The 25,916-nt window shown below is 33.7% G+C and carries 29 protein-coding genes; 21 read left to right on the plus strand and 8 right to left on the minus strand.

The features are described 5' to 3' along the window. The first annotated feature begins 13 nt into the window (after positions 1–13). From VB264_RS15550 to VB264_RS15565, 4 genes are all read left to right on the plus strand, one after another. Positions 14–718, plus strand: a complete 705-nt coding sequence (locus tag VB264_RS15550) for a CDP-alcohol phosphatidyltransferase family protein (protein ID WP_323250720.1) — start codon at positions 14–16, stop codon at positions 716–718. Next, entirely contained in the window at positions 708–1,244 is a 537-nt protein-coding gene (locus VB264_RS15555; RefSeq protein ID WP_323250721.1) for a DUF4833 domain-containing protein, read from the plus strand. The genes VB264_RS15550 and VB264_RS15555 overlap by 11 nt, the downstream gene beginning before the upstream one ends. Further along, positions 1,225–2,169 carry a phosphatase PAP2 family protein gene (locus VB264_RS15560; RefSeq protein ID WP_323250722.1) on the plus strand — a complete coding sequence of 315 codons (945 nt, stop codon included), beginning with the start codon at positions 1,225–1,227 and terminating at the stop codon, positions 2,167–2,169. Before VB264_RS15555 ends, VB264_RS15560 begins: the two co-directional genes overlap by 20 nt. A 169-nt stretch (positions 2,170–2,338) precedes the next feature. Then, positions 2,339–2,593: a SemiSWEET transporter gene (locus VB264_RS15565; protein WP_309912364.1), complete on the plus strand. Its 255-nt coding sequence runs from the start codon at positions 2,339–2,341 to the stop codon at positions 2,591–2,593. 47 nt (positions 2,594–2,640) lie between these two features. Here the strand turns inward: VB264_RS15565 and VB264_RS15570 are convergent, their stop codons facing one another. Both VB264_RS15570 and VB264_RS15575 read right to left on the minus strand, forming a co-directional pair. Then, a complete protein-coding gene (locus tag VB264_RS15570) occupies positions 2,641–3,189 on the minus strand; it encodes an NADPH-dependent FMN reductase (protein ID WP_323250723.1) in 549 nt (182 codons plus the stop codon). A gap of 220 nt (positions 3,190–3,409) precedes the next feature. After that, entirely contained in the window at positions 3,410–3,886 is a 477-nt protein-coding gene (locus VB264_RS15575) for a YdeI/OmpD-associated family protein (RefSeq protein WP_323250724.1), read from the minus strand. 200 nt (positions 3,887–4,086) lie between these two features. On the opposite strand from VB264_RS15575, the gene VB264_RS15580 reads away from it, so the two are divergent. The 3 genes from VB264_RS15580 (at position 4,087) to VB264_RS15590 (ending at position 6,299) form a co-directional block, all read left to right on the plus strand. Beyond that, positions 4,087–5,349: a tetratricopeptide repeat protein gene (locus tag VB264_RS15580; protein ID WP_323250725.1), complete on the plus strand. Its 1,263-nt coding sequence runs from the start codon at positions 4,087–4,089 to the stop codon at positions 5,347–5,349. A 73-nt stretch (positions 5,350–5,422) separates the two neighbouring features. Further along, positions 5,423–5,857: a hypothetical protein gene (locus tag VB264_RS15585; protein ID WP_323250726.1), complete on the plus strand. Its 435-nt coding sequence runs from the start codon at positions 5,423–5,425 to the stop codon at positions 5,855–5,857. Positions 5,858–5,942: 85 nt separating this feature from the next. Continuing rightward, positions 5,943–6,299: a DUF1801 domain-containing protein gene (locus VB264_RS15590; RefSeq protein ID WP_323250727.1), complete on the plus strand. Its 357-nt coding sequence runs from the start codon at positions 5,943–5,945 to the stop codon at positions 6,297–6,299. 65 nt (positions 6,300–6,364) lie between these two features. Here the strand turns inward: VB264_RS15590 and VB264_RS15595 are convergent, their stop codons facing one another. The 3 genes from VB264_RS15595 to VB264_RS15605 all read right to left on the minus strand — a co-directional run bounded on the left by VB264_RS15595 (position 6,365) and on the right by VB264_RS15605 (position 8,012). Continuing rightward, on the minus strand, positions 6,365–6,802 hold the full coding sequence (locus VB264_RS15595) for a carboxymuconolactone decarboxylase family protein (RefSeq protein WP_323250728.1): 438 nt from the start codon (positions 6,800–6,802) through the stop codon (positions 6,365–6,367). 77 nt (positions 6,803–6,879) lie between these two features. Then, on the minus strand, positions 6,880–7,452 hold the full coding sequence (locus VB264_RS15600) for a Crp/Fnr family transcriptional regulator (protein WP_323250729.1): 573 nt from the start codon (positions 7,450–7,452) through the stop codon (positions 6,880–6,882). 5 nt (positions 7,453–7,457) lie between these two features. After that, entirely contained in the window at positions 7,458–8,012 is a 555-nt protein-coding gene (locus VB264_RS15605) for a hypothetical protein (protein ID WP_323250730.1), read from the minus strand. Positions 8,013–8,377: 365 nt separating this feature from the next. Between VB264_RS15605 and VB264_RS15610 the strand changes: the two genes are divergently transcribed. Next, positions 8,378–9,103, plus strand: coding sequence for an SGNH/GDSL hydrolase family protein (locus tag VB264_RS15610; protein WP_323250731.1), 726 nt, complete (start codon positions 8,378–8,380; stop codon positions 9,101–9,103). 3 nt (positions 9,104–9,106) lie between these two features. On the opposite strand, the gene VB264_RS15615 is transcribed toward VB264_RS15610, so the two are convergent. Continuing rightward, positions 9,107–9,709, minus strand: a complete 603-nt coding sequence (locus VB264_RS15615) for a HupE/UreJ family protein (RefSeq protein WP_323250732.1) — start codon at positions 9,707–9,709, stop codon at positions 9,107–9,109. 128 nt (positions 9,710–9,837) lie between these two features. Between VB264_RS15615 and VB264_RS15620 the strand changes: the two genes are divergently transcribed. The 4 genes from VB264_RS15620 to VB264_RS15635 all read left to right on the plus strand — a co-directional run bounded on the left by VB264_RS15620 (position 9,838) and on the right by VB264_RS15635 (position 14,789). Further along, positions 9,838–10,227 carry a hypothetical protein gene (locus tag VB264_RS15620; protein WP_323250733.1) on the plus strand — a complete coding sequence of 130 codons (390 nt, stop codon included), beginning with the start codon at positions 9,838–9,840 and terminating at the stop codon, positions 10,225–10,227. 271 nt (positions 10,228–10,498) lie between these two features. Then, a complete protein-coding gene (locus VB264_RS15625) occupies positions 10,499–12,862 on the plus strand; it encodes a TonB-dependent receptor (protein ID WP_323250734.1) in 2,364 nt (787 codons plus the stop codon). Between the two features lie 131 nt (positions 12,863–12,993). Further along, on the plus strand, positions 12,994–13,155 hold the full coding sequence (locus VB264_RS15630; protein WP_323250735.1) for a hypothetical protein: 162 nt from the start codon (positions 12,994–12,996) through the stop codon (positions 13,153–13,155). Positions 13,156–13,157: 2 nt separating this feature from the next. Then, a complete protein-coding gene (locus tag VB264_RS15635) occupies positions 13,158–14,789 on the plus strand; it encodes a PepSY-associated TM helix domain-containing protein (RefSeq protein WP_323250736.1) in 1,632 nt (543 codons plus the stop codon). Between the two features lie 61 nt (positions 14,790–14,850). Here the strand turns inward: VB264_RS15635 and VB264_RS15640 are convergent, their stop codons facing one another. Continuing rightward, positions 14,851–15,912 (minus strand): PKD domain-containing protein, encoded by a 1,062-nt coding sequence (locus VB264_RS15640; RefSeq protein WP_323250737.1) that lies wholly within the window; start codon positions 15,910–15,912, stop codon positions 14,851–14,853. 311 nt (positions 15,913–16,223) lie between these two features. On the opposite strand from VB264_RS15640, the gene VB264_RS15645 reads away from it, so the two are divergent. The 8 genes from VB264_RS15645 to VB264_RS15680 all read left to right on the plus strand — a co-directional run bounded on the left by VB264_RS15645 (position 16,224) and on the right by VB264_RS15680 (position 23,518). Beyond that, positions 16,224–16,685, plus strand: coding sequence for a hypothetical protein (locus VB264_RS15645; protein WP_323250738.1), 462 nt, complete (start codon positions 16,224–16,226; stop codon positions 16,683–16,685). 157 nt (positions 16,686–16,842) lie between these two features. Continuing rightward, complete coding sequence (locus VB264_RS15650) at positions 16,843–18,261, plus strand: c-type cytochrome (RefSeq protein ID WP_309912335.1); 1,419 nt, start codon at positions 16,843–16,845, stop codon at positions 18,259–18,261. A gap of 100 nt (positions 18,262–18,361) precedes the next feature. After that, positions 18,362–19,693 (plus strand): c-type cytochrome, encoded by a 1,332-nt coding sequence (locus tag VB264_RS15655; RefSeq protein WP_323250739.1) that lies wholly within the window; start codon positions 18,362–18,364, stop codon positions 19,691–19,693. A gap of 2 nt (positions 19,694–19,695) precedes the next feature. Further along, the gene (locus VB264_RS15660) at positions 19,696–19,842 is read left to right on the plus strand and encodes a hypothetical protein (protein WP_309912331.1); all 147 of its coding nucleotides are present in this window, start codon (positions 19,696–19,698) and stop codon (positions 19,840–19,842) included. Positions 19,843–20,057: 215 nt separating this feature from the next. Then, the gene (locus VB264_RS15665; protein ID WP_323250740.1) at positions 20,058–20,396 is read left to right on the plus strand and encodes a hypothetical protein; all 339 of its coding nucleotides are present in this window, start codon (positions 20,058–20,060) and stop codon (positions 20,394–20,396) included. A 206-nt stretch (positions 20,397–20,602) separates the two neighbouring features. Beyond that, complete coding sequence (locus VB264_RS15670; RefSeq protein WP_323250741.1) at positions 20,603–21,418, plus strand: MbnP family protein; 816 nt, start codon at positions 20,603–20,605, stop codon at positions 21,416–21,418. Positions 21,419–21,478: 60 nt separating this feature from the next. Further along, a complete protein-coding gene (locus VB264_RS15675) occupies positions 21,479–22,576 on the plus strand; it encodes a cytochrome-c peroxidase (RefSeq protein ID WP_323250742.1) in 1,098 nt (365 codons plus the stop codon). 15 nt (positions 22,577–22,591) lie between these two features. After that, positions 22,592–23,518, plus strand: coding sequence for a transporter family protein (locus VB264_RS15680; protein WP_323250743.1), 927 nt, complete (start codon positions 22,592–22,594; stop codon positions 23,516–23,518). A 43-nt stretch (positions 23,519–23,561) separates the two neighbouring features. Here VB264_RS15680 and VB264_RS15685 read toward each other — a convergent pair whose 3' ends face one another. After that, on the minus strand, positions 23,562–24,242 hold the full coding sequence (locus VB264_RS15685; protein WP_323250744.1) for an aspartate/glutamate racemase family protein: 681 nt from the start codon (positions 24,240–24,242) through the stop codon (positions 23,562–23,564). 296 nt (positions 24,243–24,538) lie between these two features. Here VB264_RS15685 and VB264_RS15690 point away from each other — a divergent pair, with 296 nt between their 5' ends. Further along, positions 24,539–25,744, plus strand: coding sequence for a PAS domain-containing protein (locus VB264_RS15690; protein ID WP_323250745.1), 1,206 nt, complete (start codon positions 24,539–24,541; stop codon positions 25,742–25,744). Positions 25,745–25,916: the final 172 nt, after the last annotated feature.

Raw genomic sequence — 25,916 nt, forward strand, 5'->3', positions numbered from 1 at the left:
ATCTCTTAAAGCTATGTATACATTAAAATCTATGGGACAACAGGTAATTTATCAAATTATCAATCCCTTTATTAAATTATTAATTGTGCTAAAAATAACGCCAAACGTCATTACAACGATTGGTCTAATCCTAAATGTGTTAGCCGCAGGTATTTTTATCTATGCTGCCGAGGCTACATTTAGGGGAGACTTTAGTTATATAGGCTGGGGCGGAGCAATGATTTTGTTTGCTGGGGTGTTTGATATGATTGATGGAAGGCTGGCACGTGTAGGCAATATGTCGAGCAAGTTTGGGGCTTTCTACGATTCTGTATTAGACAGATATAGCGAAATGTTCATGTTTTTGGGCATCTGTTATTACCTGATTTCTCATCATTATTTATTCAGTTCGTTCTTTGCTTTTTTAGCATTGATTGGCTCGTCGATGGTAAGCTATACACGTTCAAGAGCCGAAGGGCTAGGAGTGAAGTGTGATATTGGCTGGATGCAACGCCCTGAAAGAATTGTTATTATTGGTGGCTCTGCTTTGCTTTGTGGTATTTTAGCACCTATCATAGGAAATGATTTTAAAATTCAAGGCTTAGAACCTAATATTCCTTGGTTTGAAACCATCTCTATTTTTACAATTCCGATGTCAATTGTGGCAGTATTGTCAAATTATACAGCCTTACAAAGAATTGAACATACCAAAAAGTCTTTGGCTGAAAATGAAAAATAAACAATTACAAAGGCTTTTAATAGCTAGTATAATCCTTACTTTAATAACAAGTTTTTCACCCATTAATTATCCTAAAGTACCAGATTCGCCTGTTAGGTTATTCTACATCCAACGAAGTGCTAATATAAACACCATTGTTTATGATGCCAATTTATTGCCAAATGGAGATTTTGATAAAGAAAATCCCATCAGCGTATATTGGATACGTTATCAGGAACAAGGACAAAAAAAAGAGCTTACTTGGATACAGAATTTGCTGGCTTATGGAATAAGTGCTAAAGAAACTACCCGAGAAAATGATTTTGACGCTTGGGTAGTTTCTTATAAAAAAAGAAAACTGAAAGTAGGATTCGACAAGAATAGAAAGCCTTGTGCACAATTAGAAATTAACCACAAACAAGCTAGGTTAGATCATGTTTTTGTGAAAACAGAAGGGAGTAATCTTCGACCAAAAGTACTTTACGTTGAAGTTTTTGGAAAAGACATGACTACTGGAGAAGATATTTATGAAAAAATTAAGCCTTGATTTTTGGGCACTTGACGAGAGTAAAAGTTTTTTAAGGTTTACTCAGAATAATATTATACTCACGTTATTAATTAGTGTTGGTTATTTTATCTGGTTTGGTCAAGTAATCGCCTATCGTCCAGAACATTCCGTTCTTTACTTTTTACTACTTTTTTTATTCTATTGCAATAGTATTACCCGTAGCTTTATGAAAGCTATGTTTCCCTTTGTAATATTTTGGGTAGTGTATGATTCCCTCAGGATTATTCCCAATTATACGATTAATCCTATTCATATTCAACAGCCCTATCTTCTTGAAAAGTTTTTGTTTGGGGTAAATGATAATGGTGTTAGAATAACACTCAACGAGTATTTTACTAAATACCATACTACTTTCTTAGATTTACTATCTGGACTATTTTATATCAACTGGGTACCTGTTCCGTTGTTGTTTGGTATTTATGTCTTCTTGAAAGACAAAACCATCATGTATAGTTTTGCCTATTGTTTTCTGTTTGTTAACCTGATTGGCTTTTGTGTTTATTATATTTATCCAGCCGCTCCGCCTTGGTATGTTGCTGAATATGGCTTTACCGAACACTTCAATATTATGGGTAACGTAGGTAACTTAAAGTACTTTGATGCGTTAGTAGGTAGTCCTATTTTTAAAGGCATTTATGAAAAAAATGCCAATGTTTTTGCCGCGATGCCCTCATTACATTCAGCTTATCCTTTGATAGTATTATATTTTGCGATTCAGAAAAAGATGGGCAAATTCATTATTTTCTTCGTAGTGTTTTGTTTAGGTATTTGGGGCTCGGCAGTCTATTCAAATCACCATTACGTCATAGATGTATTGGCGGGTATTAGCTGTGCTGTTTTAGGAATAACGCTATTTAATGTTTTCGTGCGTAAACCCATGATAAAATACATTTTACCCTTATAAAAACTACCTTAGAACCTCGGCTATTAAATAGCCATTGTTAAGTGATATAAATACTAAATTTTAAATATGAAATATTGTACTATTCTAATAAAATGTACGGTATATGAACAAAATATATAATAATTCCGTTATGTTTGTATTGTAAAAGTAAAATATAATCAATACAAATATGGAAACTTTAGGTTATCTAGCTGGTATCTTAACTACCATCGCTTTTGTGCCACAAGTAATACAGATTTATAAAACAAAATCTGCCAAAGATATATCCTTAGCGATGTTTCTTTTGTTTACTTTAGGCGTAACATTCTGGCTAGTATATGGAATAAGTGCAAATGCTGTTCCTGTAATTGCTGCCAACGCTATCACGTTGATGCTATCATTAGTGATTCTGTTTTTTAAATATAAATACAGAAAATCAGTCTAAAAATCTTTAAATGTCCTTCTGCGAAGGTCGTTTAAAGATTTTTATCATTACTCCTCATTTGCCTCATCAATTGTTACAATTAATTGCTGTCCCAATCTTGTTATAGCCGATAAAGTATCTTTATCAATTATCTCTCCGTCTTGGTTAATCTTTGACCTAATATATTGCACTAGCAATTGCAGTTGGTCTATATTTTTGGCTTCAATGACTTTAAGTACTTCCAAAAGTGCCTGATGACCAGACGTCCCTTCAGTGGAGGCAGTAATTAAAAGCGTTGGTTTTCCTGAAAATTCCCCCGAACCTACTGTCCAGTCAATCGCATTTTTTAAAGTGCCAGGAATACCATGAGCATATTCAGGGGTACAAATAATTACACCATCTGCTTGGCTGATTAGCTCTCTGAAAATGGTAACTTGATTATCAATGTGTGCATCCTTAATATCAGGATTGAAATGAGGAATTTTTTCGATGCCATCAAATATACTTAGCTCAATTTGGTCTGTAAATATCGTAGCAATAGCATGGAGTAATTTATGATTAGAAGAATTAACACGGGTACTGCCAGAAATGCCTAAAATTCTTTTTCTAATTTTCATTGATTGAATATGTGCTTAGATAAGAAGCTGTTTAAACTTTCCCTTTCGGGTTAAACTAAGTCTTTTAGAATAGCTTGTTCCAAAATTTACTCAACATAGCGATGCTATGCTTCGCAAATTTTGAAAAAAACAATTCAAAAATACAATACTTTCACCTGAGAAACGGAAAGTTTAAACAGCTTCTAAGTTATCATTTGATTGATAACAATTTTTAAGACATTTAATCCCGCAATTTCAAATTTTTTAATGCTTTATTTACTGTCTCGGCTATACGTTCTACCTTCGTCTCTTCTTTTTTAGCAGCATAAATCCAATCGATATAGCCTTGTTGTTCGCTTTCAGAAAATGAAAGAAAGTTCTTTAGTGCTTCGGGCTCATCTTCTAAACAGAGTAATAAATCTTTAGGAACATCAATAGGGTCATTATCAGCAAAGAGCGTAACATGAATCCAGTCGCCTTCTTGTTTACCTATTTTTTTCCTGATTTCAGCCCTTACTGGCAAAAAAAGTTTCCCATCTTTCATGGGCATCAAATTGTAGCTTTTGATTTCAAAATTATCAATAGTACCTTTTACTTTGACCCAACCGAACCATGCTTTTTTATCAGGTGGAATTTCTGCAATCACAGTATATGTCCACCCACCTTTCCCGGGGAACTTTTCCAGTAAATATTTTTTATCAACTAATGGCTTTTCCAAGGTTTGATGATTTGGTTTTAATAAATGATACTCGAAAGTTTTAGAAAATTAATTAAAATAACGGACTTAAAACTCATCCTAAAATAAAAAAAAGAAGGCTTTAAAGTTTTGAATTAATTTAGAAAATAGCTAGGTTGCTTTTGTGATATTAGTAAAATTATTTAAATAATTCTATAAACATTTGAATCATTAATTAAACCATGAAAAAAGTATTTGTTCTATCACTCTTAGTCTTTTTTAACTTTAGCTCATTTGCTAATTTAGAATACATAGACCTTCAGAAAATTAGTAATGAAAGTAAATGTATAAATGCTTTTAACAGCCTTAAAGTTGGTTTGCCATATTATGAACAATGGAGTACTGAATGGAAACATGACAAGCCTAAAAAAGAAGTTATTAATACGCTTCAAGAACATTATAAAACCTTCTCTGCGATAAGTACAAAGAATGAGGATTTATACCTTTTATTGGGTGAAATTGCTCATTTCCTTTATAATCTCGAGGATTCTGCTAGTCATCGATTAGCAGTTGTAAATTATAATCTAGCCATTGAACAGCATCCAAAGAGTTTTCGTGGCTATTGGTTTTTAGGATATCATTTTGCTCAATCTGCTAATATAAATTTAGCAATTGATAATTTATTAAAAGCCAAAGAATTACTGCCAGATGAACACCAACCTGTTGATTTTTGGGAAGAGTTTGGTGTGTCGATGGTATTTGCTAATATGCCATCACATGCAATTTTTGCAATGGATAGAGTAAAAGCTATTAGAGGAGAAATAGGATATTTTGAAACCTTATTGGGAGAGAGTGTAAGGAAAAAGATAATAGCGATGGATAATGATAAAATATATTTAAATAAGGAAATTTGGGAAGCTAGTGGTGATTCGGTAATGTCTTTTACTTCTAGACCGATGGGAGTTAAAATATTGGTTGATTCCAAATGGGGTTTAACTGTAACAGATTACAAGAATCATGGATGTGCATTTATAATGTCTCCACCCGAAATACTTAATAAAAAAGGTAAGAAAATTGGTTACAGTATTGCAATTATCATGAAAGTAGTCAAAGAAAATGATAAGCTTGAAGATTTTGTCAAGAACATGCTTGGAAAGGATAAACAGTCGAAGGTAAGCAAAATATCATTCTCGGATAAATATGATAATTTAATAGCTTATGAGGACCAGAATCCTAAGGTATATAAAAACTTAGGAGGAGCGCATATTTATGGTATAGGGATAGAAAGAAATGCTCCTGAATACCCAGGACTCTTGTTAGAAAGACCTAGTATGATACCCAATGGAAAAGAAGGGACGATAACTTATTACTCCTCAGCAAAAAGTAAGGATAGATTTAAAGGAAAAATATTTTATTTTTTTATGCTTGATACTTGCGAAGATATACATGAAGAGTCTTTAGCTATCTTTAAAAATTTGTTTGAAAAACTGACTGTTATTGAGTAGTATGAGAACTAGAATTTTACATAAATGATACTATTGATATTTTAAATCTTTTAATAAAAAACAACCTTAATTAATGAGAGCTAAATTATTCCTGACTACGATTTTACTATGTAGTTTTTTTGTTTCAAATGCTCAGACTAAGTATTTGAAAAATACAGATGAAGTGCGAAATCTAACCAAAAAGGCTACTGGATATTTTCAAGATAATAAAATACCAGCTTTTTTTGATGAAATAAAGAATTACTGGCCGGCACCTGAAAATGAATTAATTGCATTAGAAGAAAAAACGATAAAGTATATAAATATCTTAGAAGATAGATTTGGAAAATCTGGAGAAATAGTAAAGGTAAATGAAGAAACAATTAAAGATTTTGCATTGAGAGAAACCTATATCTTAAAATTTGAACATTCAGCGATACGATTAAAGTTTACCTATTTCAGAAACGTTAATGGATGGATTCTAAATGCTTTTAAATGGGATGATAGTTTTGAGCAAGAATTTAAATAGTTAAAAGCCTTGCTAGATTTTAACTGAGATTAAAATATTTCTCTATCCATTACAATGTAATCTCTTTCACTCTAGTGTCACAAAAATGAATGATTCAATCAAAACCGTTGATGCATATTATCTTCAACAGGCTGAACCTATAAAATCGTGTTTTCTTGCATTACAAAAGATTATTTGTTCTCAAGACCCTGAGATAACTAACGTAATGAAATACGGTATGCCTTTTTTCTGCTATAAAGGGAAAATGTTTTGCTATCTCTGGATTCATAAAAAATACAAACAGCCCTATATTGGTTTTGTAGAAGGTAAAAGCATAGAACATCCTGCCCTTATGATTGAAAAACGGTCTAGAATGAAAATCATGTTGTTAGACCCAAATGAAGATTTACCCTTAGATACTATTGAAATGCTTTTAAAACAGCTATTAGCTTTGTATAGATAAATACAAAAATTCCCAAGACTTATTAAGTCTTGGGAATTTTTGCTTTACCTAATTTTCTCTTAATCCTAAGCAGGTTGCAGTCTGGTAGTTACAGCAACTCTATTCCAAGCATTAATGCCTATAATTGCCACAATGATGTTCGATAGATAATGCTCATCAAACAATTCTCTTGCTTTTTGATAAGTAGCATCCGAAACGCCTGACTGACTAATCAACGTTATTTCTTCTGTAAGGGCAAGGATTGCTTTTTCTTCTTCAGTAAATAACGTAGTTTCTTTCCATGCGTTCAGCAAATAAATACGCTGTTCGGTTTCTCCATATTTTCGGGCATCTTTGGTATGCATATTAATACAGAAAGCACAGCCATTGATTTGCGAAGCCCTGATTTTAATCAACTCTTTGTGTGTATTCGTTAATGTTGTCCCTTGCAGGTACTTGTCTATCCCTAATAATGCTTTATAAGCCTCAGGCTCAGTTTGTAAAATGTTGATTCTATTGTCCATTTTTATGTTGTTTTAAATATGGAACAAAGCTATTCAAGCCCAAACCGAAAAAAGATAAACTGGTTTAAGAAAAACATTTACAACCTGTTTTTTCGTATTTCACTCAGGTATTCAGGCGTAAAGCCAAGGTAAGATGCGAGCATATATTGCGGAATACGTTGAATAAATTCAGGGAAAAGGGTACTGAAATGATGAAAGCTTTCTACTTTAGAAAAATTATATAGATACTTAAATCTAATCTGTGATGCCGAATAAGCTTTTTCAATAATCAACCTAAAATACCTTTCTAATTGAGGAAGCTCTTGAAAAAGTTGTTCCCGCAAATGATGTTCAACAACATAAAGGACTGAATTTTCGACTGGCTGAATATAAAATTGTGAAGGACTTTGGGTATTGAAACTCGTGAAGTCGCTCATCCACCAATTTTCAATCGCAAACTGAGTAATCTGCTCAACGCCCTTGTCGTCTACAAAAAACAAGCGCATACACCCTTTTTCAACAAAATAGAGTGACTTGCAAATTTGTCCTTCTTTCAATAAATTCACTTTCTTTCTAACAGACAAAGGTTTAATGTATTTCAGCAGTATTTGAATTTCTTCTTCGTTGAGCGAAACGTATTTTAAAATATGTTTTACAAGGTTTGGATACATGGTAATTACTCTGCTGAAAATTCTTTAAGGCTTTCTATTTCTTTGAAAATCTTTATTTCCCAATTTCTTTGCTTATCAGGAATGGTGCCATAGCTAGTATCCAGTCCGTATTCTACTTTTCTCTTGGCTAGGTCGTTCATAATTTGGGCATTGATGTCATCAATTTTTATTTTCCCTAATACCAAAGCCTTTCTATTATCGTAAACAAACTTACGGAATTGCCTGATATAGATTTCACTTAAATCAAACAATGTTTGTTGGTATCGCACAGAGATTTCACTGTTATGAGTAGTATCTATCCAAGAGGCATTCTTGATGAAACAGTTGGTAATTTGCCTTTTATAATCTCTGGACAAGCTCAGAAAAGTACTAATTTTATAATCATAGCTAAATTGAGCTGAAGAAAAGGAATTAGTACTGTTGGCTACTTTTATTTGAAAATCATCGATTGTCAATCGCCTTTTTTGTGACCAGCAGACAAGATTAGGGTCATTATTAGATTGTTGTGCAAAAGAACAGAAAGTATACAGAATGGTAAAGAATAACAGATAATATTTCATAGTTCAAGCATTTGAGTGTTGTTTTTCTAGAAACGGCAAGACGTTAAGAATATTTCAAGAGTTTGATAAAGAGTGTGCAATTTGATTCAGAGTATATTTAAATCTTGATAAGATTTAAGGCGTCAGCATTTAGTGAAATTCCACTGTTTGAGCGTAGCGAGTTTGGAATTTCTTGACTTTCTTTTGTTACTTTTCTTGTGTCAAGACAAGAAAAGTAAGGTCTTGCGAAAGGAAATGTTGTTTTGGGGATATAAACAAAATATAATTTTTAAACATATTCTATCAATCCTTTCCCACAAGTATTTACGTAAATGTTAAAACAAAATACTTCATAAAACATTTATCAAGTTATAAAGCATTATCAGATGAATCAGCTAAAGTATATTGCCTTTTGTTTGTTTTTACTGCTGGCTTGTAGTTCAACAGAAGAAAAAATGTATGTGCCTCAGAATCCAACATCAGGTGGTCAACCAATTGTTGATGTACCTACTATTAAGAAATCTTTTCTAGCGTTAGGTGATTCATACACTATCGGACAAAGCGTGCCTGAAAAAGACCGTTGGTCGGTGCTTTTGAATGATTTATTGGCAATTCAATATCAAATTACTCCACACGATATTATTGCCCAAACTGGGTGGACTACCCAAGAACTAATGCAAGGCATTATGAAACAAAACCTTACGCAACAATATGATATGGTTTCGTTATTAATTGGTGTAAATAACCAATATCGTGGGCTTAGCTTGGAACAATACCGTTCTGAATTTCGTGAATTGTTGAAAATTAGTGCCAATTTTGCTAAGAATGACTATCAAAAAGTAATGGTGCTTTCAATTCCTGATTGGGGTGTTTCGCCCGCAGGACAAAATGCCGACAAATCCAAAATAGGTAGTGAAATTGATGCTTTTAATGGTGTAGCAGTGGAGGAATGTAAAAAAGTAGGAGTAGCTTTTATTGATATTACGGGTATCAGCAGACAAAATACTGACGCTTCGATGTTTGCCAGTGATGGCTTACACTTCTCAGGGAAAATGCATCAACTTTGGGCTATGAAAGCACAAAGTACGGCATTGGGCATCCTTAAAAAGTGAGTATTAATGAGCTTTCAAAAATTCAGTACTCAATATCAATGTTAATGCTACCCCAGCTACTAAACTTGATAGAATGAGGTTCCAATCGTGTTTTTTTACCCTAAAAATATCTAATAATAAAGAGCTAACGATTAACGAAAGTAATACAATCAATAGTTGCCCAATTTCTAAGCCCAAATTAAAAGATAACAAGGGTTGCCAAATACTTTCTTCTTTTCCTAATAAGCTCCTCAGGTAATTTGAAAAGCCCATTCCATGGATTAAACCAAAAAGCATCGCCATCGGATAACGTAGTACAGATGATTTTTCTATTTGTGAAGGACGTTCAGCAGATTTATGAAATAAATTGATAAAACAAGTAAGAAAAATACTGACAGGAATTAAAAATTCAATCAAATCGGTACTATAAGTAATCAGTTGAAGGGTAGCCAAGGCTAAGGTAAGTGAGTGCCCAATGGTGAAAGCCGTTATTAGAAAGGCCACTTTTTTTAAATCCTTCAGTCGAAAAATAGCACAGAGCGCTATTACAAACAAAATATGATCGTAACCGTTGATGTCTGTAATGTGTTGAAAACCAAGCTTGAAAAATGTTTGAAAGTCTGACATGTTGATGATTATTTGCCTTTGTGGTTAGATATTCACAAAAGTAAATATTTTAAATTGAATTTCATTTAAAATCATATCGGGGTACAATCTATTGATTTTGATTGTAAATTGCATGAAATTTTAAATCCATGAATACAAAAAACTACATAGCGTTGTTGCTGTTGGTATTGATTAGCGTAAAAACGCTGCTCGTACCTGTAGTGTATTTGGATTTTGAATTAAGGAAAGATTACATCATCCAGAACCTTTGTGAAAACCGTTTAAAACCACAACTGAATTGTAATGGGCATTGCTACTTGGCCAAGAAACTTCAGAAAGTGGCAGAAGACAATGCTACCAAAGAAACACAAAAACAAGGGCAGTCTATCAAGAAAATCTTGCAAGAAGTGTTTGATGCGGAGCCTCTTTTTACTTTAGATTGGGCTTTTGTAAATCCTCCTACAAAATCTATTTACACTTTTCTTACTGAAAACTCAGTAAGCGTTAGCTCTTCTCTTTTTCATCCTCCGATAGTCTAATCAGATATCTTGTTTCGTTTTATTTTTTTGAGGAGGAATTATACTGTCTTCACAGTTAATTTTTGTCTTGAGCATAAATAACGAACAAAATTCCATTTTCTTTCAAGTACTATCATTGTAACGTATTCCAAATACAGTTGTTAGCTTTTTTGTATGATTGCTTGCGTCAATCGTATTGGTTTTCTCGTACTCTATTTTGAGAACCTTTTCTCAATGATAAAGTCATTGAGAAACAATACCTTAAAAGCCAACTAGATTATAAAAATTAAAGATGAAAAACATATTCAATCTTATCATCGTCATTTTATTGACGATATCTTCAACCATTGCTCAAAAAATTATAAAAGGTAAAATTTTTGATAATTCAACCAAAGAACCAGTAGTAGGTGCTTCTGTAAAAGCACTAGGCACTCATGCAGGAACTACTACCAATATTAATGGTGAATTCTCCTTTAATGTTACCGAGCACATCAATAAAATTAGTGTTTCGAGCATTGGTTTTCAAACGTTGGAAGTAGATTATAGTACCGAAAAAGTATTATCTATTTCGCTAGAACCCTCTGTAGAAAACCTCCAACAAGTAGTAGTAACGGCTAATCGTGAAGCTAGTTTACGAACCCAAGCTCCAGTGGCGATTTCTAAATTATCATCAACATTAATAAACGATGCCAAACCTACTAGTATGTACGAAATCATCAACAAGACGCCAGGCGTAGTGATGATGAACTATAATAATGAACAACATGGGATGGGTATTCGTCAGCCAATGGGAACTTCTGCTTACTTTTTATATTTAGAAGATGGCGTACCGATTAGACCAATGGGGGTTTTTAACCATAATGCCATTATTGAAATGAACGTGTTTTCTGTTTCTTCGGTAGAAGTAGTAAAAGGACCAGCGTCATCATTATATGGACCAGAGGCTGTAGGTGGAGCGATTAATTTTATTACACAACGCCCAACGGCTGTGCCTACTGCACGTGTAGGTATTCAGTTTGATAATTACGGCTACAAGAGAATACAATATGGTGCAGGAGCGACAGTCGGGAAATTTGGTTTATACTTAGGTGGATATGTAGCCAAACAAGTAGATTCTTGGCAGTCGAGAAGTGATTTTGATAAAACTTCTTTTAATGCACGAGCAGAGTATAAAATTTCTGACAAAACTCGCTTAGTCAGCACTTTGGCTTATAATGATTATTATTCACAAACAGGGGGCAGTGTAGACTCTATTGCATTTTATAAAAGGGAGTATTCTTCTACTTCTGATTTTACCTATAGAAAAGTATTGGCAACTCGTGCTAAAATTTCTTTAGAACATACTTGGAATAGCAATTCAGAAACCACAGTTACACCCTATTACCGTAATAATTCGGTAGGTCAAAACCCTAGCTATTCAATTCGTTGGACAACGGGTGCAACCACAGCCAAAGGAGAAATTAATGATAATTCATTTACATCTTATGGCGTTTTGGCTCAGCATTCACAGAAATTCGATTTCTTGAAGGCTCGTTTGTTAGTGGGGGGTACTTACGATTATTCAACGAATCCATACCGTTCTTATACAATCGACCTTACAGCTAAATTACGTGCTGATGGAAAATCGGTAGAGAAATATACTTTGGTGAAAGAAAACCCAGATGTTTTTGTAGCTAAATACGATGCAAAAATATTTAATACTGGTTTGTTCTCGCAGTTTGATTTTGAACCTATTCAAAAACTAAGATTATCCTTAGGACTTCGTTACGACCGTATGTCGTTCGACTATTTGAATTATTTAGATAACAATGCAACAGGCACAAAAGAGTACAGCCAAGTAACCCCAAAAATCGGGGCAACGTATGATTTAGGCAATGGAAAAGGTATTTATGCTAATTACTCACAAGGCTTCTCGCCTCCAGGTTTAACGGCAGTTTTCCGTAAAACCCCTACTGGTAGTGCTAATCCATTTTATTATAATTTAACGCCTGCCTATTTCGATAACAAAGAAGTAGGAGGATGGGCGTCGTTCTTGGATAACAAGATTTATATCGACGTTGCCTATTATGAAATGAATGGTAAGAATGAATTATTAAGTATCCGTCAGCCCGATAATTCTACAGATTATCAGTCTGCTGGAAAAACTTTGCACAAAGGTATCGAGTACGGCATTACATATAAACCTAGTTCAGAATGGTTTATCCGTTTTGGAGGAACAAATGCCGTTCACCGTTTTATTGAATTTACTTTAAGTACGAAATCTTCGGATTTAGTGAAAGATGTAAACGGTAAAGATATGCCTTCTGCTCCTTCGTTTATTGCCAATTCTGAAATTACTTATAAACCAAAATGGGCAAAGGGTTTACGTACTGCTATCGAATGGCAGCGTTTGTCATCGTATTACCAAAACCAAACCAATACCGTTATGTATAACGACAAAACTGCTTTCGGGCTTTCGGGCGTAAGCGTGTTGAATTTCCGTGCTGGTTACAATTTTAAAGGGATTGAGGTATTTACCAATATCATGAACTTGACGGATGAGTTATACGCCAATCAGGCTTCTAGAGGTAACAATGCTACTGACAGAACTACCTATACGCCAGCCGCTCCACGTACTGTGGTGATTGGCTTGCAATACAATTTTACGGGAAAATAGTTGTGAATGAGTGAGTTGTGAGTCAGTTGTTGAGTGTTTTGTGATTTAATGAATGAGTGATTATATGAACTGCAATAACTAATATACTTCCTCACGACTCACTCATTCACAATTAAAAAAATAAAAAGGCGATGATAAACCTTGAAAAACAATTAAGAGGTACTGGTGTGTGCGTAGCACCACGCTGGTATCAATTCACTGACGATTTAGGCATTTGGGTTGCTCTGTTTTCTTTTCACTTTTTGATTTTAATTGCGATGTTTCACTTACTGATTAATACAATAACAAAATAATTATGGCTAACAATATAGTTGAAATAGCGGATGATTCGATTCATAAAGAATCTTACTTCGGAGGATTAAAGAAAAAAATAAAACGAAATATCTATCGTTGGCATAGAATTATCGGCTTGGTCACGATGATTCCAGTAATTTTTTGGTGTATTTCAGGAATGATGCACCCTTTTATGTCGCATTGGTTTAAGGTAAAATTGGCACATGAATTTGTAAAACCAGAAGCCGTAAACCAAGCACAAATAAAATTGTCTTTGCAAGAAGTACTCACCAAAAATGAGATTACAGAATTTAAAAATTTCCGTATTGTTAGTTTCAACAATCAGACGTACTACCAAGTAAAAAGGCTAAGTAATCGCCTAGCGTATTTCAATGCTACTAATGCAGAAATGCTTAAAGATGGCGATAAAAAGTACGCTGAATTTTTGGCTCGCTATTTTATTGAAGACCAAACAGCCAAGATTATTAGTATTGAAGAAATCACAGATTTTGATGATGAATATGCTTATGTCAATCGGCTGTTACCTGTTTGGAAAGTATCATTCGACCGTGCCGATGGCATGGACATTTATGTAGAAACAGAGCAAACTCGTTTGGCAAACTTCAACGAAAACCGTAGAAAAGCCTTTTTATGGGTCTTCAGAACGTTTCATAATTGGGATTTCTTGATGAAAATCACTAATAATACACTCAGGATTTCGATAATGATAGGATTTTTATCAATCATCATTATTTCGATGTTGAGTGGTTTGGTGATTTATGGGTTTATGTGGGGCAAATTCAAAAAGCCACGTAATGCCAACGATAAAGTAGGAATCTTGAGGAAATACCACCGACAAATAGGCCTTTGGGTAGCTTTTGTCACTTTCACTTTTGCTTTTTCGGGTGCTTACCACGCTACCAAAAAACTCACTCCCGACGAACGCATTAAGTACTTCTATCAACCAGCCATCAAAACTACGGATTTACAAACGGCTACTTTGGCTTTACCACTAGACTGGACAAAGGTTGCGAACCTTTCTTTAGCCAAAATTGATGACAAACTGTATTATCAAGTATTTACAAAGTCGGAAGAAAAGGGAGCTTGGAAAAAAGAGCAACAAGATAAAGCCGAGAAAATGGGTGAAAGTAAAAAACTTGATGCTAAACCCAATGTAGCTTATTACGATGTACAAACAGCTAGCCTATTGCCAGATGGAATCATGCTTCATGCCAAAGCGTTGGTAGGGCATTTTATTGAGCAAGGTAAATCTGGTGGCGACCCAGCCTGTTGTGATTTAACCGCAAGTACAGATGAAGGCGATGACGAAGCATTACCCGCCATAGCTTCAACAGGATTTTTAACCAAATTCGACAAAGAGTACGGTTTTGTAAACAAGCGTTTGCCAGTAGTAAAATTAGCATTGGTGACGGACAATCATTTAACCTATTATGTTGAACCAGCTACTAGTCGTTTAGCCGCTAAAGTTATTGATTCAGACCGACGAGAAGGGCTTTCGTTTGGGGTTTTACACAAATTCTTGTTTATGGATTGGGCAGGAAAAGACATCCGTGACATCGTTACTATCCTTTCAGCATTAGGTGTTTTGGTAGTGAGTTTGTTTGGCTTTGCTTTGTTTTTAAAGGTGAAGTAGGAAACAGAAATAGTCGTAGAATATAACAAAATGTTCTACGACTATTAGTAATATACTAAACTTAATAAATTAAATACCTGACTTTTAGTATCCCATCAATTTTCCCATAACTTTCAAAATCTGCATTTATTTTATAGGTTATCCAAAATGCTTTGTCAAACATTTCGGGAATGATTTTACGTTGGGGTACTTCTTTTATTTCTAAAATTTCAATGCTTTTCTTTTTAGAACTTACGAGAGGAAGATAAAAACTCACGGCCCAATCGTCACTATTTTGAATACCAAGCTTAAATTTTGATTTAATTTGTTCATATTTCATTTCATTAGTCTTCAGACTATCCGTTCTAACTTTAAAATTTATTATTTCAATGGAATTGGTATCACGATAAAATGTGTTTTTTAATAAAAGGTATCTATTCGCTCCTGCAATATCCATATACTCCGTAACTGTTTGGTGATCAAAACTTTCTGAAACATCAATTTGTTTGCCTAGCCATTCACCCTTAAAATACCCTAATTCTCTATTTGGTGTATTTTTTATGTCTATTTCTACTGCTTTGTGATCAAAAAAAGCACCATTTGCACTCAACTGGATAGTATATTTACCATTCATGTCAAATATAAATGTAGGATTTTCCACTTTTGTGTTATATCCCCAATTCCCTACACTTGTACCAATCTCAAGAGAAGAATAATTTTTTGATAAATTTTTCATTTTTACAACGCCATCATCTAATAATTCAATAGAGAAATCGGCTATGGGGGTTTTTTGTGTTACATAATTTATTACAATTTGCTTACTAACTGTTTTTGATTTTCCATTTTTATCATACCCAGTTAAAGTAATAGTATAATTCCCATCCTTTTTATAATAATGTTTCCCATCCCAATTTATAATTACTCCTAAAGATAAATTATGAAGCGTTGTATCAGCTATTATTTTTGTGCCATCTCCATAATCTAAATCATACTTAACAGCGTTATGTAGTCTGTTTAAGACATTAACATAATTGTATTCATGTATAATTTCGATATCTACCACTAATTCAGGGGTATTAAATATATCTTTTTCTTTACAAGAGAAAAGTAGTAATATAGAATATAAATAGAATAAATATTTCATATTAGAAAGAGATTGGGCTTTAGAGAAAATAGTTGTAATTGAACATATCTGTTAAAAGGAACACTTTCAGCTTGCTTTAAGAGAAGATATTTTAAGGTAAAAACTAGTTTTCAAATTAGTCAAGAGGATAGTGTTTTTTATGTTTAAACAAACATATCAAAATAGCAGAAGAATAACTATAAATGATGATTAGTTTATCTCTTATTATTTATCAAACGGTAGCTTATTGGTAAATATAGAAGCTATGAATCTTATGTATTATATTTGTAACATAATTCAAAAGTTATCAATTTTTGAAAATCGTTTAATCAATGCTTACTTTCAACATAGATATACAAAAGCTAACAAGACAACAAATAGGCAAGCTGAAAAGCTGGTTGGCTTTGGCTATTGTAGCGGTATTGGTGGGACAAAGTGTAGTAGGTTATTTGTTGGTAGTTTCATTAAAAGATGAAAACACTTTTAGTCAAGAAATGTCCAAGACTGAATCTAAAGTCAAGCAGTTGCATCAAGAAACGAAACAAAAATTACTTGCTTTAATCGATTTCGACCAATCGTCTGACAAACAAAACAGAGGAACAAACAGTGTCCTTAATCTTACGCCATTCAACTTATTCTGTGAAGACTCATCCATTAAATTACCCATTCACTATTCATTTCCGTTTTTACAAAAAAGAAATTATATTTATCTAAACCTGTACTACTTTAATCTTTACCTCAAGATTCCTCATCCCCCACAAACTACCTCTTTTTCTGCTGTTTTTATGGGCTAGCATTCTTTCTATGAGCATGTAATTGATGTGCTTTACCTATGAATTTTCTTAGGATGAAATCACATGCCCAAATAATATTAAGGTTTAACAAAACGCAATCATTAGGCTATTCTTTCAAAAGAATAGTCCAATAGACATTGCTCTAAAAATTATAGAAATGGATTTTCCGATTTTTCACCTTGATTTTATGGGTGACCGATTGCTCATTGCCATTATCGCAGTGATCCATGTGTTGATCAACCATGGTTTAGCAGTTGGTTTTATACCATTAGTTACTTTACTCGAATACTTAGGCTTTAGGAAAGCCCCAAAAAATGAGGTTGTCAATGTAGAGTGGGATAATTTAGCCCGACGATTAATGACGATTGCCTTTATTATAACAACTACTATTGGAGCAATGACAGGTGTAGGCATTTGGCTTTCGGCTTCTTTAGTTAACCCTGCTTCCATTGGAAGTTTGATTAGGGTATTTTATGGAGCTTGGTTTGTAGAATGGCTGACTTTTGTAACAGAAGTGGTACTGATAATGATATATTATCTTTCTTGGAAGAAGTCAAACACAAGTATAGAAGCTAAATCTAAACACATCATGTTTGGGGTGAAGCTCTCAATTGCTTCTTGGATTACAATGGCAATTATCGTATCAATCCTAGGCTTTATGATGGATACAGGAAGTTGGGTAGCCAATAAAACTTTTGTATCAGGTTTTACCAACCCTATTTATTTACCTCAACTGATGTTCCGTACACCTCTGGCGGCGTTAATGGCGGGTTCTATTGCACTTTTTCTCACAATGTTTCTTACTCCAAATGGTTCCGAAATTCGGCGAAAAGCTTCAAGAGTTATTGCGCTGTGGATGCTACTGGCAACGCCTTTCTGTGCTACTGCGGCCTTTTTATATCATAGTAAAATACCAACATTAATGATTGGAAATTTACCTGTAGCAGTAGGAACGATGGACTTCCAATCTTGGTACGACTTATTAGTGTATTTTATTTTCGGAGCATTATTTTCTGTATTAGTCGTGGCTGGAATTACCTTCTTTCGACCTAAAATCAAGATTCCTAAATTGTTGTACATTATTCCTGTTTTAGGAATGTTGGGTTTTGCAGGGATTTTTGAACGTATTCGCGAATTCATCCGTAAGCCTTATGTAATTGGGAATTATATGTATTCCAATACCCTTCGGAAAGATGAATATCCATTATTCAAAAGAGACGGTTTACTAAAATATGCTACCTATTCTCCAGTACATGAAGTAACCGAAGATAATAAATTGCTTGCTGGTGAACAAGTGTTCTTATTGGCTTGTAGTCGTTGCCACACTACCAATGGAATTAACTCTGTCATCGAAAAGTTTGAAGATATGTACAGCTTGAAAGAAGGTGAAAAACTGAAGCCAGAAATGATGAAAGCCTATATTTCACATATAGAAAATGCTCGATATTTCATGCCACCTTTCCCCGGAAATGAGCAAGAATTGGATGCCCTTATTATGTACATCAAGAGTATTCAAGAAAATCGAGTACCCCTAGAAGGTGTACAAGAAAAAGGGCTTCAATTAACTGAAAAATAATATTTAATCCATTCTAAGAGAAATTTTACGATTGTAACCACTATTCTTTCGGAAGGATTTCTCTTTGTCCAAAAGCTTATTGGACTTAAATTTTGACATAATGATTTTACAACATATTTTTTTGCAAATACTATTGCAAACACCCATTCCACACGATATTCCACTGCCTTTGCCTTTACCGCATTCGGTATTGGTGATAGCATTAATATTCTCCTTTTTATTACATATCATTTTTATTAATCTGATGTTAGGAGGTTCCATATTAACGCTTTGGAGTGAAATAAAGGGTTTGAAAAATCCTGAGTACGATAAGTTGGCTTACGAATTAGCTCAAACAATCACCGTCAATAAAAGTATGGCTGTGGTATTGGGCGTTGCTCCATTACTCACTATCAATACACTTTATACGCTGTATTTTTATTCGGCAAACGCTCTTACGGGTTTGTTTTGGATAGCCATTATTCCACTAACTACGTTGGCGTTTTTACTTACTTATGCACATAAATATTCATGGAATGTACTAAAAGATAACAAAGCCCTTCATATTTCTATGATAGCGGCCTCAGTAGTTATCTTTTTATTTATTCCTTTTATCTTTTTGACGAACATCAATTTGATGCTTTTCCCAGAAAAATGGAATACTATTTCTGGCTTTTTTGAAGCCTTGGCTCTTCCGAATGTTTTTCCAAGATATTTACATTTCATATTTGCTTCATTAGGTGTTACAGGGCTATTTATTTTCTGGTATTTCGGTAGAACGAGTTTTGCTTTTGAAGAAAAATTCCAAAGCTTGAGCCTTTATGAAATTCGTAAAAAAGCCTATTCTCTTACTTTTTCGGCTTCAGTAGCTCAGTTTCTTATCGGCCCAATTGTATTACTTACGCTACCCACTAAGGGAATAAGTTGGCAATTGATTCTAACTATTTCAACAGGTGCAGCCTTTGCTATTCCAGCTTTATTCTGGATTTGGAAAGCCATTACTGGGCAACCAGAAAAAATAGCGAAAGATTTCTGGAAAGTGACTCTTTTGTTGACAACCACGGTGGTTTTTATGGGTTCTGGTAGGCATTTGTATAGAGCTACGGCTTTAGAGCCTCATCAAAAATTAGTAGCCAAAGAAACTGCTAAGTATCAGAAAGAAGTACAGCAAGCTATTAAAGATGCCAATGACCCAAGCAAAAAGCCTGTAGTTGCCGATGCTGGGGAAGCTATTTTTACCGCAAAATGTAGTGCTTGTCATGCCCTAGATACCAAAATAGTTGGCCCGCCTGTGAAAGAAATGGTGACGATTTATGAAAAAGACGAAAAAGGTTTGCACGATTGGATTCGTAAACCAGGCAAAAAACGACCTGATTATCCACAAATGCCAGCATTAGGTTTGTCTGAGCAAGAAATCAAAGACGTAGCAACTTATATCCTCAAACAAAAATAAGTATGAAAATCCTATTGTTAAGCATTGGAATAGCCATCATCGGTTTAGCCTGTATTGGTGTTACCGCACGAATTCTGTTGGAAGTAACGATTCTCAAGAAAAATGGGATAATCCTTTTCCCTAATATCCGAAGAAATAAAAATGGCTAAAAAGAAAAAAAAACTCCCCGACTGGAAAAGAACAGTCGGGGCAATTATTCTGCTTATCATGTTAATAGTATCCATGCTGACAGTATTATTTCTAAGCAAATAACAAATATCATTTTGATATTTTCGTTTCAGTATTAGTATTAGGAAAAATACAAGAGTAACTTTGTAATATGTTAAAACAGTTCACAATATATTTTCTATTAATCATACTAAATATGCCCATATTTAACCGTATGGGGATTGTGATGTATTATCAAGCCAATAAGGCGTATATTGCTAAAGTACTTTGTGTTAATAAAAACAGACCTTCTTTGCATTGCGATGGTAAATGTTATTTAGCCAAAAAGCTAAAAGCAGCTGAAGAAAAAGAACAAAAGCAAACTACAGAAAAGCTAGAGAAAATGCCTGAAATTCAGCTATTTTGTTCTTCTAATTATTTTATATTTAATGATTTCAGTTTTGTTGATTTTCTTCAATGTTTACCTAAATTCAATTTTTTAGCGAATCCGCTAGCAGGAATGCTTAATGGCATTTTTCGCCCCCCTCAATCATAATATCTTCAATTTCTTGTGCCTTGAATGTTTGTAGCGTTTTATACTTTCCGCTATCTTCTATTTATGGCTAACCAAATATGTACGCATACAATGAGTATAGGCTGATGACATCCTATAAATCGTTTGTGTATTCGTATAAAAATAATATTTCTTATTAATCAAAATATTAAATAGGCTACGATACAGCCTATGTTAAAACATGCTATATGAAAACTAATAAATTACTTTCAATACTTTTTTTCTTGGGTTTTATTATACTGATAGCCTCTTGTAAAAAAGACGATGATGAAATCAATCCCAATGACAAAAACTCAATTACGTTATCTTTTGATAATAAGGTTGGTGACAAGGCCTTAGTTTTAACAACGGGTGCTTATATCAATAATGTTAGTGAAGACTTTACCGTAACTACGTTGAATTACTTTATTTCCAACGTTTCATTTAAGAAAGAAGATGGTACTGTAGTAAAATTCCCGAATAATTATTTCTTAATAAAGCAGTCTGACGCTAATAGTCTGGAAGCAACATTGAAAGATGTTCCTGCTGGTAATTACACAGAAGTATCTTTTATGGTTGGTGTAGATAGTACTAGAAGTGTATCCGACCTTAGCCAAAGAACGGGAGTACTGGACCCAGCATCTTATGGAGATGACGGTATGTATTGGGCTTGGAATTCTGGTTATATATTCTTCAAATTTGAAGGGACATCTTCTGTCGTACCTACTAATGCTACAGGGAAAAGACCGTTTCAACTACATGTAGGTGGCTTTGGTGGAATGACCTCTAAGACCGCTAATAACCTTCGAACTATTACTTTGCCTCTTACTAATGCTGCTACTGTTCGCGGTAATATTGCTCCAGAAGTACATTTGTTTGTAGATGTTTTAAAGATATTTAATGGTACCGCTCAATTAAAACTAGCTGAGACAAACATGGTACATAGTATCACAACGGCTACTCCTATTGCCGAGAACTACAAGAAGATGTTTAGTGTAGACCATGTTCATAATGATGCTAATTAATAAAAAACGCTCTTCTACTCTTCATATTTATTGAAGAGTAGAAGAATAAATAAATTAGATATGAAGAATCTATTCTTAGCTACCTTTTTAATTGTCTTATTGGTGATAGATTTATCCTGTTCAAAAACACCAGATGTTGTAATAGAGCCTGATAAACTTTTTTACCAACCTAGCAATTTTCAAAGTCCTGTATATAAAATACAAAGTAATCCAGTTACTAAAGAGGGCTTTGAATTAGGGAAAAGCCTGTTTTATGACGGACTCCTTTCAAGAGATGGAACTATTTCGTGTGGTGAATGCCACCGTCAAGACTTTGGGTTTACGCATCATTTGCATGATTTAAGTCATGGAATTGATAATCAGATTGGATTAAGAAATTCATCATCATTACAGAACCTAGCATGGGAAAAGACTTTTGGTTGGGATGGGGGAGTATTTGATTTAGACCTTTTTGCAATTTCGCCTATAGAGAATCCTGTTGAAATGGACGAGAAAACTAGCAATGTATTAGAGAAACTCAGAAAGTCGGATAAATATCCAAACATGTTTAAAAATGCTTTTGGAACTACTGAAATCACTTCTGAACGATTCTTGAAAGCATTGTCTCAATTTTTATTGTCTTTGATTTCGGCTAATTCTAAGTATGATAAATACATGAGAAAAGAAGCAGGGGTAGTATTTAGCGATTCAGAATTGGCAGGAATGGAATTGTTCAAACAAAAATGCTCCTCGTGTCATGCTGGCGAATTATTCAGTGATGGTAGTTATAGAAATAATGGATTACCTCCTACAGAACGCCAACAAGTAGTATATAGAATAGTAGATGGTGTTAAAAAAGCGTTTATCGAGCCTGTGATTGATGATGGAAGAATGCGAGTGACGGAATTGCAAGAAGACAAAAATAAGTTTAAAGTACCAAGTCTTAGAAATGTAGAAGCCACTAAGCCCTATATGCATGATGGACGTTTTCAGACATTAGATGAAGTACTCAATCATTATACAAATACGGTAACTGCTACCCAAAATATAGACCCAATTCTCAATCAAAATGGTAAACTAGGTATTGCATTAACAGCTACAGAGAAAGCACAAATTATTGCATTTCTAAGAACACTTACCGACAGAGAATTTCTGACGGATAAAAGGTTTACTCCTTAATCAACATATAATATCATGACGAAAGCTTTTCAGATTTTTATACTATCATTTTTTATAATGCTTACCAACCCAACTTCCATGTTAGCCTGCGAAGTCTGTGGATGTGGAAATGGGGGCTCATTTTTCGGTATTTTACCACAGTCTCATAAAGGTTTTATTGGCTTACGGTATGGATATAAAAGCTATGATTCACATTTAAGTAGTGTAAATCTAAAAGCCCAAGAAGATTTCTGGAAAACAGAACTTTGGGCTAGGGTTTATCCATTCAAAAAAGTACAAGTACTGGCTTTTGTTCCTTACTTAATCAATCAACAAACGATTCAGAAAACTAGTAAACAAGTTCATTTGAATGGATTAGGAGACATTACAATCTTGGCAAATTATTATGTTGTCAATACCGTGAACGACACTGTGAATCGTCGTTTCAATCATAATTTATTAATTGGTGGTGGCACAAAACTACCAACAGGGAAATATAAGTATGATTTGCTGAGTGATACAGAGGTGGCTAATGCCAATTTTCAATTAGGAACTGGAAGTGTAGATTTTCTACTTAATTTAGTCTATACAATGCGTCATAAAAATTGGGGATTGAATTATGATTTTTCTTATAAAATCAATACTCAAAATAGCGATAATTACCAGTTTGGTAATAGACTTAATACTAATCTAGCTTTACTTTACTTCCAAAAATTTGATACTGGATTTACCCTTATTCCAAATGCTGGACTTGCTTTTGAGCAAGCTGCTTTAGATACAAAGAACAGAATTGTCAATACACAAACAGGCGGTTATGCTACTTTTGGCACAGTAGGAGTAGAGTCTTATTACAAAAGCTTTTCAATGGGAATAAACTATCAGGAACCAATTATACAAGATTTATCTGGAGGAGAACTAAGAGCCAATGCAAGATTAAACGTACATTTTACGATATTGATATAATGCTAAAGCTTCGTATAGATTTTGGAGTAGTAAATACGCATTTTTAAGATAAAGCATATTTAACAATAGCCTGAACATGAATTTTTGTAGTATCAAATACTGGTACTACAAAATCTTGTTGACTCAATATCATGGGGATTTCAGTACAGCCCAATATTATTGCTTCTGCTCCCATTGCGATTAAATCGTTGGCAATGGTAATATAATTTTGCTTTGTTATTGGGTTTATGATACCTCTTCCCAATTCCTCCTTTAAGGTAAGTTGAATATAGTCTCTGGTTTCTTGTAGGTTAGGCACTAATACTTCTAGTCCGTTTTGTGCTAATTTATTACGGTAAAAATCCATTTCCATAGTAAACTTTGTACCTAACAATCCAACTTTATTGATGCCTTGTTGTTTTATTTCATTTGCCGTTTCGGTGCCAATATGGATGATTGGTAAGGCTATTTGCGTTGCAAGTTCATCGGCAAATAAATGAGCTGTGTTAGCACATAGAACAATTGCATCGACTCCGCTTCTTTTTAAACTTTCGCAAGCATTTAGGAAAAGCTCGAACGAATGCTCCCAAGTCTTCTCTTGAACATCTCCAAAATTCAATGAATAAATAATACACTCAGCAAAATTAAGTCCGCCTAGTTTTTCATTAATACCTTCGTTTAAAAACTTGTAATAGTCCATCGTCGATACCCAACTTATTCCGCCTATCAGTCCAATTTTTTTCATGTTACTATTGTTTTAAAAAAGATTGTTGTTTGCGTTGATGACAATCTTTTACAAAAATAATAAAGGCTTTACATTAATTACCGATTAAAATAAACTTGAAATAAATGGGTTAATGCTGGTGAGTTTTTTGCCATTTATTTTAGATATTGTATTAAAAGTATTATTGCAGGTTTAAAAAAAAGATTGATAGTAGAAAACCGTTATTATATTGGAAAATCCTTATAATGAATCTTTACATTATTTACACTCAGCGCCAATACTTATGCTAACACATTAAAAATTTCATCAAATATTCTATGAAATACAGACCTAAAAATAAGTATGTCTTTGGCGTATTGATGGCCATTTTAGTATTGACGGTTAATCAATTATTTATTCAGTATTGGTTAAATCAAAAGAGTGAAGAGTCAAGAATGATTAATCTGTCGGGTAGACAACGGATGCTAAGTCAAAAAATAAATCTTGAGTATTTTCAAATGTTAAATCAAGAATTAAGCTATAATGAACTGATAGAAACATTTAAAAATTGGCAAGCAGTTCATTTTGCCTTATTGAATGGAAATAAAGCATTATCGGTACATCCAGTTGCCAATGGCGATGCCAGAAAAATATTAGTCGGGCTTTCTAAAAATATTGAATATATCCATCAGATTTTAAATGAAAAACCTACGATAGACTTGAATATTATTCAAAAAATCAATAAAAATCAGGCTGATTTTTTGATAAAAATGGATGATGTAGTAAAAAAAATGGAAGATGAGTCAGATAAAAAATTGAGGTTTATTGTCATCATCGAAATTATTTTAGCCATCCTTTCTATTTTTATTATTGCTGCCGAAGTAATTTATGTTTATCAACCTATCGAAAAACAATTGCTCAAAACAATTGATGAACTTGAAAGTTCTGAAAGTAAATTATTAGCCATTTTAGATAGCTCGACAGATATTAATATTTTTATTAGCCCAGACCTCAAGGTCCTTAATTTTAATAAATCAGCAGAAGAAAATGTGTTACTCCTGCATCAAAAACAACTAAAAGTTGGCGAAGATTTCACTCCTTTCATTACCACAAGTACTTACGAATCCTTTCATGAGGCTTTTGGAGAAGCCTTACATGGTGAAATTACTATCACCGAAACAGAGTTGACATTTAATGGGGAAAAGATTTGGTTTAAAATCAGGTTCTTTCCTGTATATGATTCTCATTTAAAAATCATTGGTGTCACCTTTAATGCTACCAGCATAGACGAAAGAAAAAAAGCAGAAATCAAGGTGAATGAGCAATTGAACATCCTGAAAGAAATCGCTTGGCAGCAATCTCATTTAGTTAGAAGTCCGCTCGTGAATATTTTGGGTATTTCAACATTACTAACAGATAAAGAATACCAAATAACTGATGAAGAGCAACAACTTTTTTTAACTCAATTAGGTGACGAAGCCAATCGCTTAGACATTATCATCAAAGACATCGTTCATAAAACATATTATGTTTATCATGAATGACACATCTTTGTAATGATTGAAAAAATGAAGCTGTTTAAACTTTCCGTTTCTAAGGTGAAAGCTATTCTAAAAGACTTAGTTTAACCCGAAAGGGAAAGTTTAAACAGCTTCAATATTTAAAAAAAAATAAACTTCTTTTCCAACCTTCTCTTTTGAATTACCGTCTATAGAT

It is taken from the genome of Arcicella aquatica (assembly GCF_034928825.1).
Taxonomy (GTDB): domain Bacteria; phylum Bacteroidota; class Bacteroidia; order Cytophagales; family Spirosomataceae; genus Arcicella; species Arcicella aquatica.

Excerpts from the sequence above, each read along its gene's own strand:
- VB264_RS15550 (WP_323250720.1), top strand. The coding sequence starts at position 14 with ATGTATACATTAAAATCTATGGGACAACAGGTAATTTATCAAATTATC.
- VB264_RS15555 (WP_323250721.1), top strand. The coding sequence starts at position 708 with ATGAAAAATAAACAATTACAAAGGCTTTTAATAGCTAGTATAATCCTT.
- VB264_RS15560 (WP_323250722.1), top strand. The coding sequence starts at position 1,225 with ATGAAAAAATTAAGCCTTGATTTTTGGGCACTTGACGAGAGTAAAAGT.
- VB264_RS15565 (WP_309912364.1), top strand. The coding sequence starts at position 2,339 with ATGGAAACTTTAGGTTATCTAGCTGGTATCTTAACTACCATCGCTTTT.
- VB264_RS15570 (WP_323250723.1), bottom strand. The coding sequence starts at position 3,189 with ATGAAAATTAGAAAAAGAATTTTAGGCATTTCTGGCAGTACCCGTGTT.
- VB264_RS15580 (WP_323250725.1), top strand. The coding sequence starts at position 4,087 with ATGAAAAAAGTATTTGTTCTATCACTCTTAGTCTTTTTTAACTTTAGC.
- VB264_RS15585 (WP_323250726.1), top strand. The coding sequence starts at position 5,423 with ATGAGAGCTAAATTATTCCTGACTACGATTTTACTATGTAGTTTTTTT.
- VB264_RS15590 (WP_323250727.1), top strand. The coding sequence starts at position 5,943 with ATGAATGATTCAATCAAAACCGTTGATGCATATTATCTTCAACAGGCT.
- VB264_RS15595 (WP_323250728.1), bottom strand. The coding sequence starts at position 6,802 with ATGGACAATAGAATCAACATTTTACAAACTGAGCCTGAGGCTTATAAA.
- VB264_RS15600 (WP_323250729.1), bottom strand. The coding sequence starts at position 7,452 with ATGTATCCAAACCTTGTAAAACATATTTTAAAATACGTTTCGCTCAAC.
- VB264_RS15605 (WP_323250730.1), bottom strand. The coding sequence starts at position 8,012 with ATGAAATATTATCTGTTATTCTTTACCATTCTGTATACTTTCTGTTCT.
- VB264_RS15610 (WP_323250731.1), top strand. The coding sequence starts at position 8,378 with ATGAATCAGCTAAAGTATATTGCCTTTTGTTTGTTTTTACTGCTGGCT.
- VB264_RS15615 (WP_323250732.1), bottom strand. The coding sequence starts at position 9,709 with ATGTCAGACTTTCAAACATTTTTCAAGCTTGGTTTTCAACACATTACA.
- VB264_RS15620 (WP_323250733.1), top strand. The coding sequence starts at position 9,838 with ATGAATACAAAAAACTACATAGCGTTGTTGCTGTTGGTATTGATTAGC.
- VB264_RS15625 (WP_323250734.1), top strand. The coding sequence starts at position 10,499 with ATGAAAAACATATTCAATCTTATCATCGTCATTTTATTGACGATATCT.
- VB264_RS15630 (WP_323250735.1), top strand. The coding sequence starts at position 12,994 with ATGATAAACCTTGAAAAACAATTAAGAGGTACTGGTGTGTGCGTAGCA.
- VB264_RS15635 (WP_323250736.1), top strand. The coding sequence starts at position 13,158 with ATGGCTAACAATATAGTTGAAATAGCGGATGATTCGATTCATAAAGAA.
- VB264_RS15640 (WP_323250737.1), bottom strand. The coding sequence starts at position 15,912 with ATGAAATATTTATTCTATTTATATTCTATATTACTACTTTTCTCTTGT.
- VB264_RS15645 (WP_323250738.1), top strand. The coding sequence starts at position 16,224 with ATGCTTACTTTCAACATAGATATACAAAAGCTAACAAGACAACAAATA.
- VB264_RS15650 (WP_309912335.1), top strand. The coding sequence starts at position 16,843 with ATGGATTTTCCGATTTTTCACCTTGATTTTATGGGTGACCGATTGCTC.
- VB264_RS15655 (WP_323250739.1), top strand. The coding sequence starts at position 18,362 with ATGATTTTACAACATATTTTTTTGCAAATACTATTGCAAACACCCATT.
- VB264_RS15660 (WP_309912331.1), top strand. The coding sequence starts at position 19,696 with ATGAAAATCCTATTGTTAAGCATTGGAATAGCCATCATCGGTTTAGCC.
- VB264_RS15665 (WP_323250740.1), top strand. The coding sequence starts at position 20,058 with ATGCCCATATTTAACCGTATGGGGATTGTGATGTATTATCAAGCCAAT.
- VB264_RS15670 (WP_323250741.1), top strand. The coding sequence starts at position 20,603 with ATGAAAACTAATAAATTACTTTCAATACTTTTTTTCTTGGGTTTTATT.
- VB264_RS15675 (WP_323250742.1), top strand. The coding sequence starts at position 21,479 with ATGAAGAATCTATTCTTAGCTACCTTTTTAATTGTCTTATTGGTGATA.
- VB264_RS15680 (WP_323250743.1), top strand. The coding sequence starts at position 22,592 with ATGACGAAAGCTTTTCAGATTTTTATACTATCATTTTTTATAATGCTT.
- VB264_RS15685 (WP_323250744.1), bottom strand. The coding sequence starts at position 24,242 with ATGAAAAAAATTGGACTGATAGGCGGAATAAGTTGGGTATCGACGATG.
- VB264_RS15690 (WP_323250745.1), top strand. The coding sequence starts at position 24,539 with ATGAAATACAGACCTAAAAATAAGTATGTCTTTGGCGTATTGATGGCC.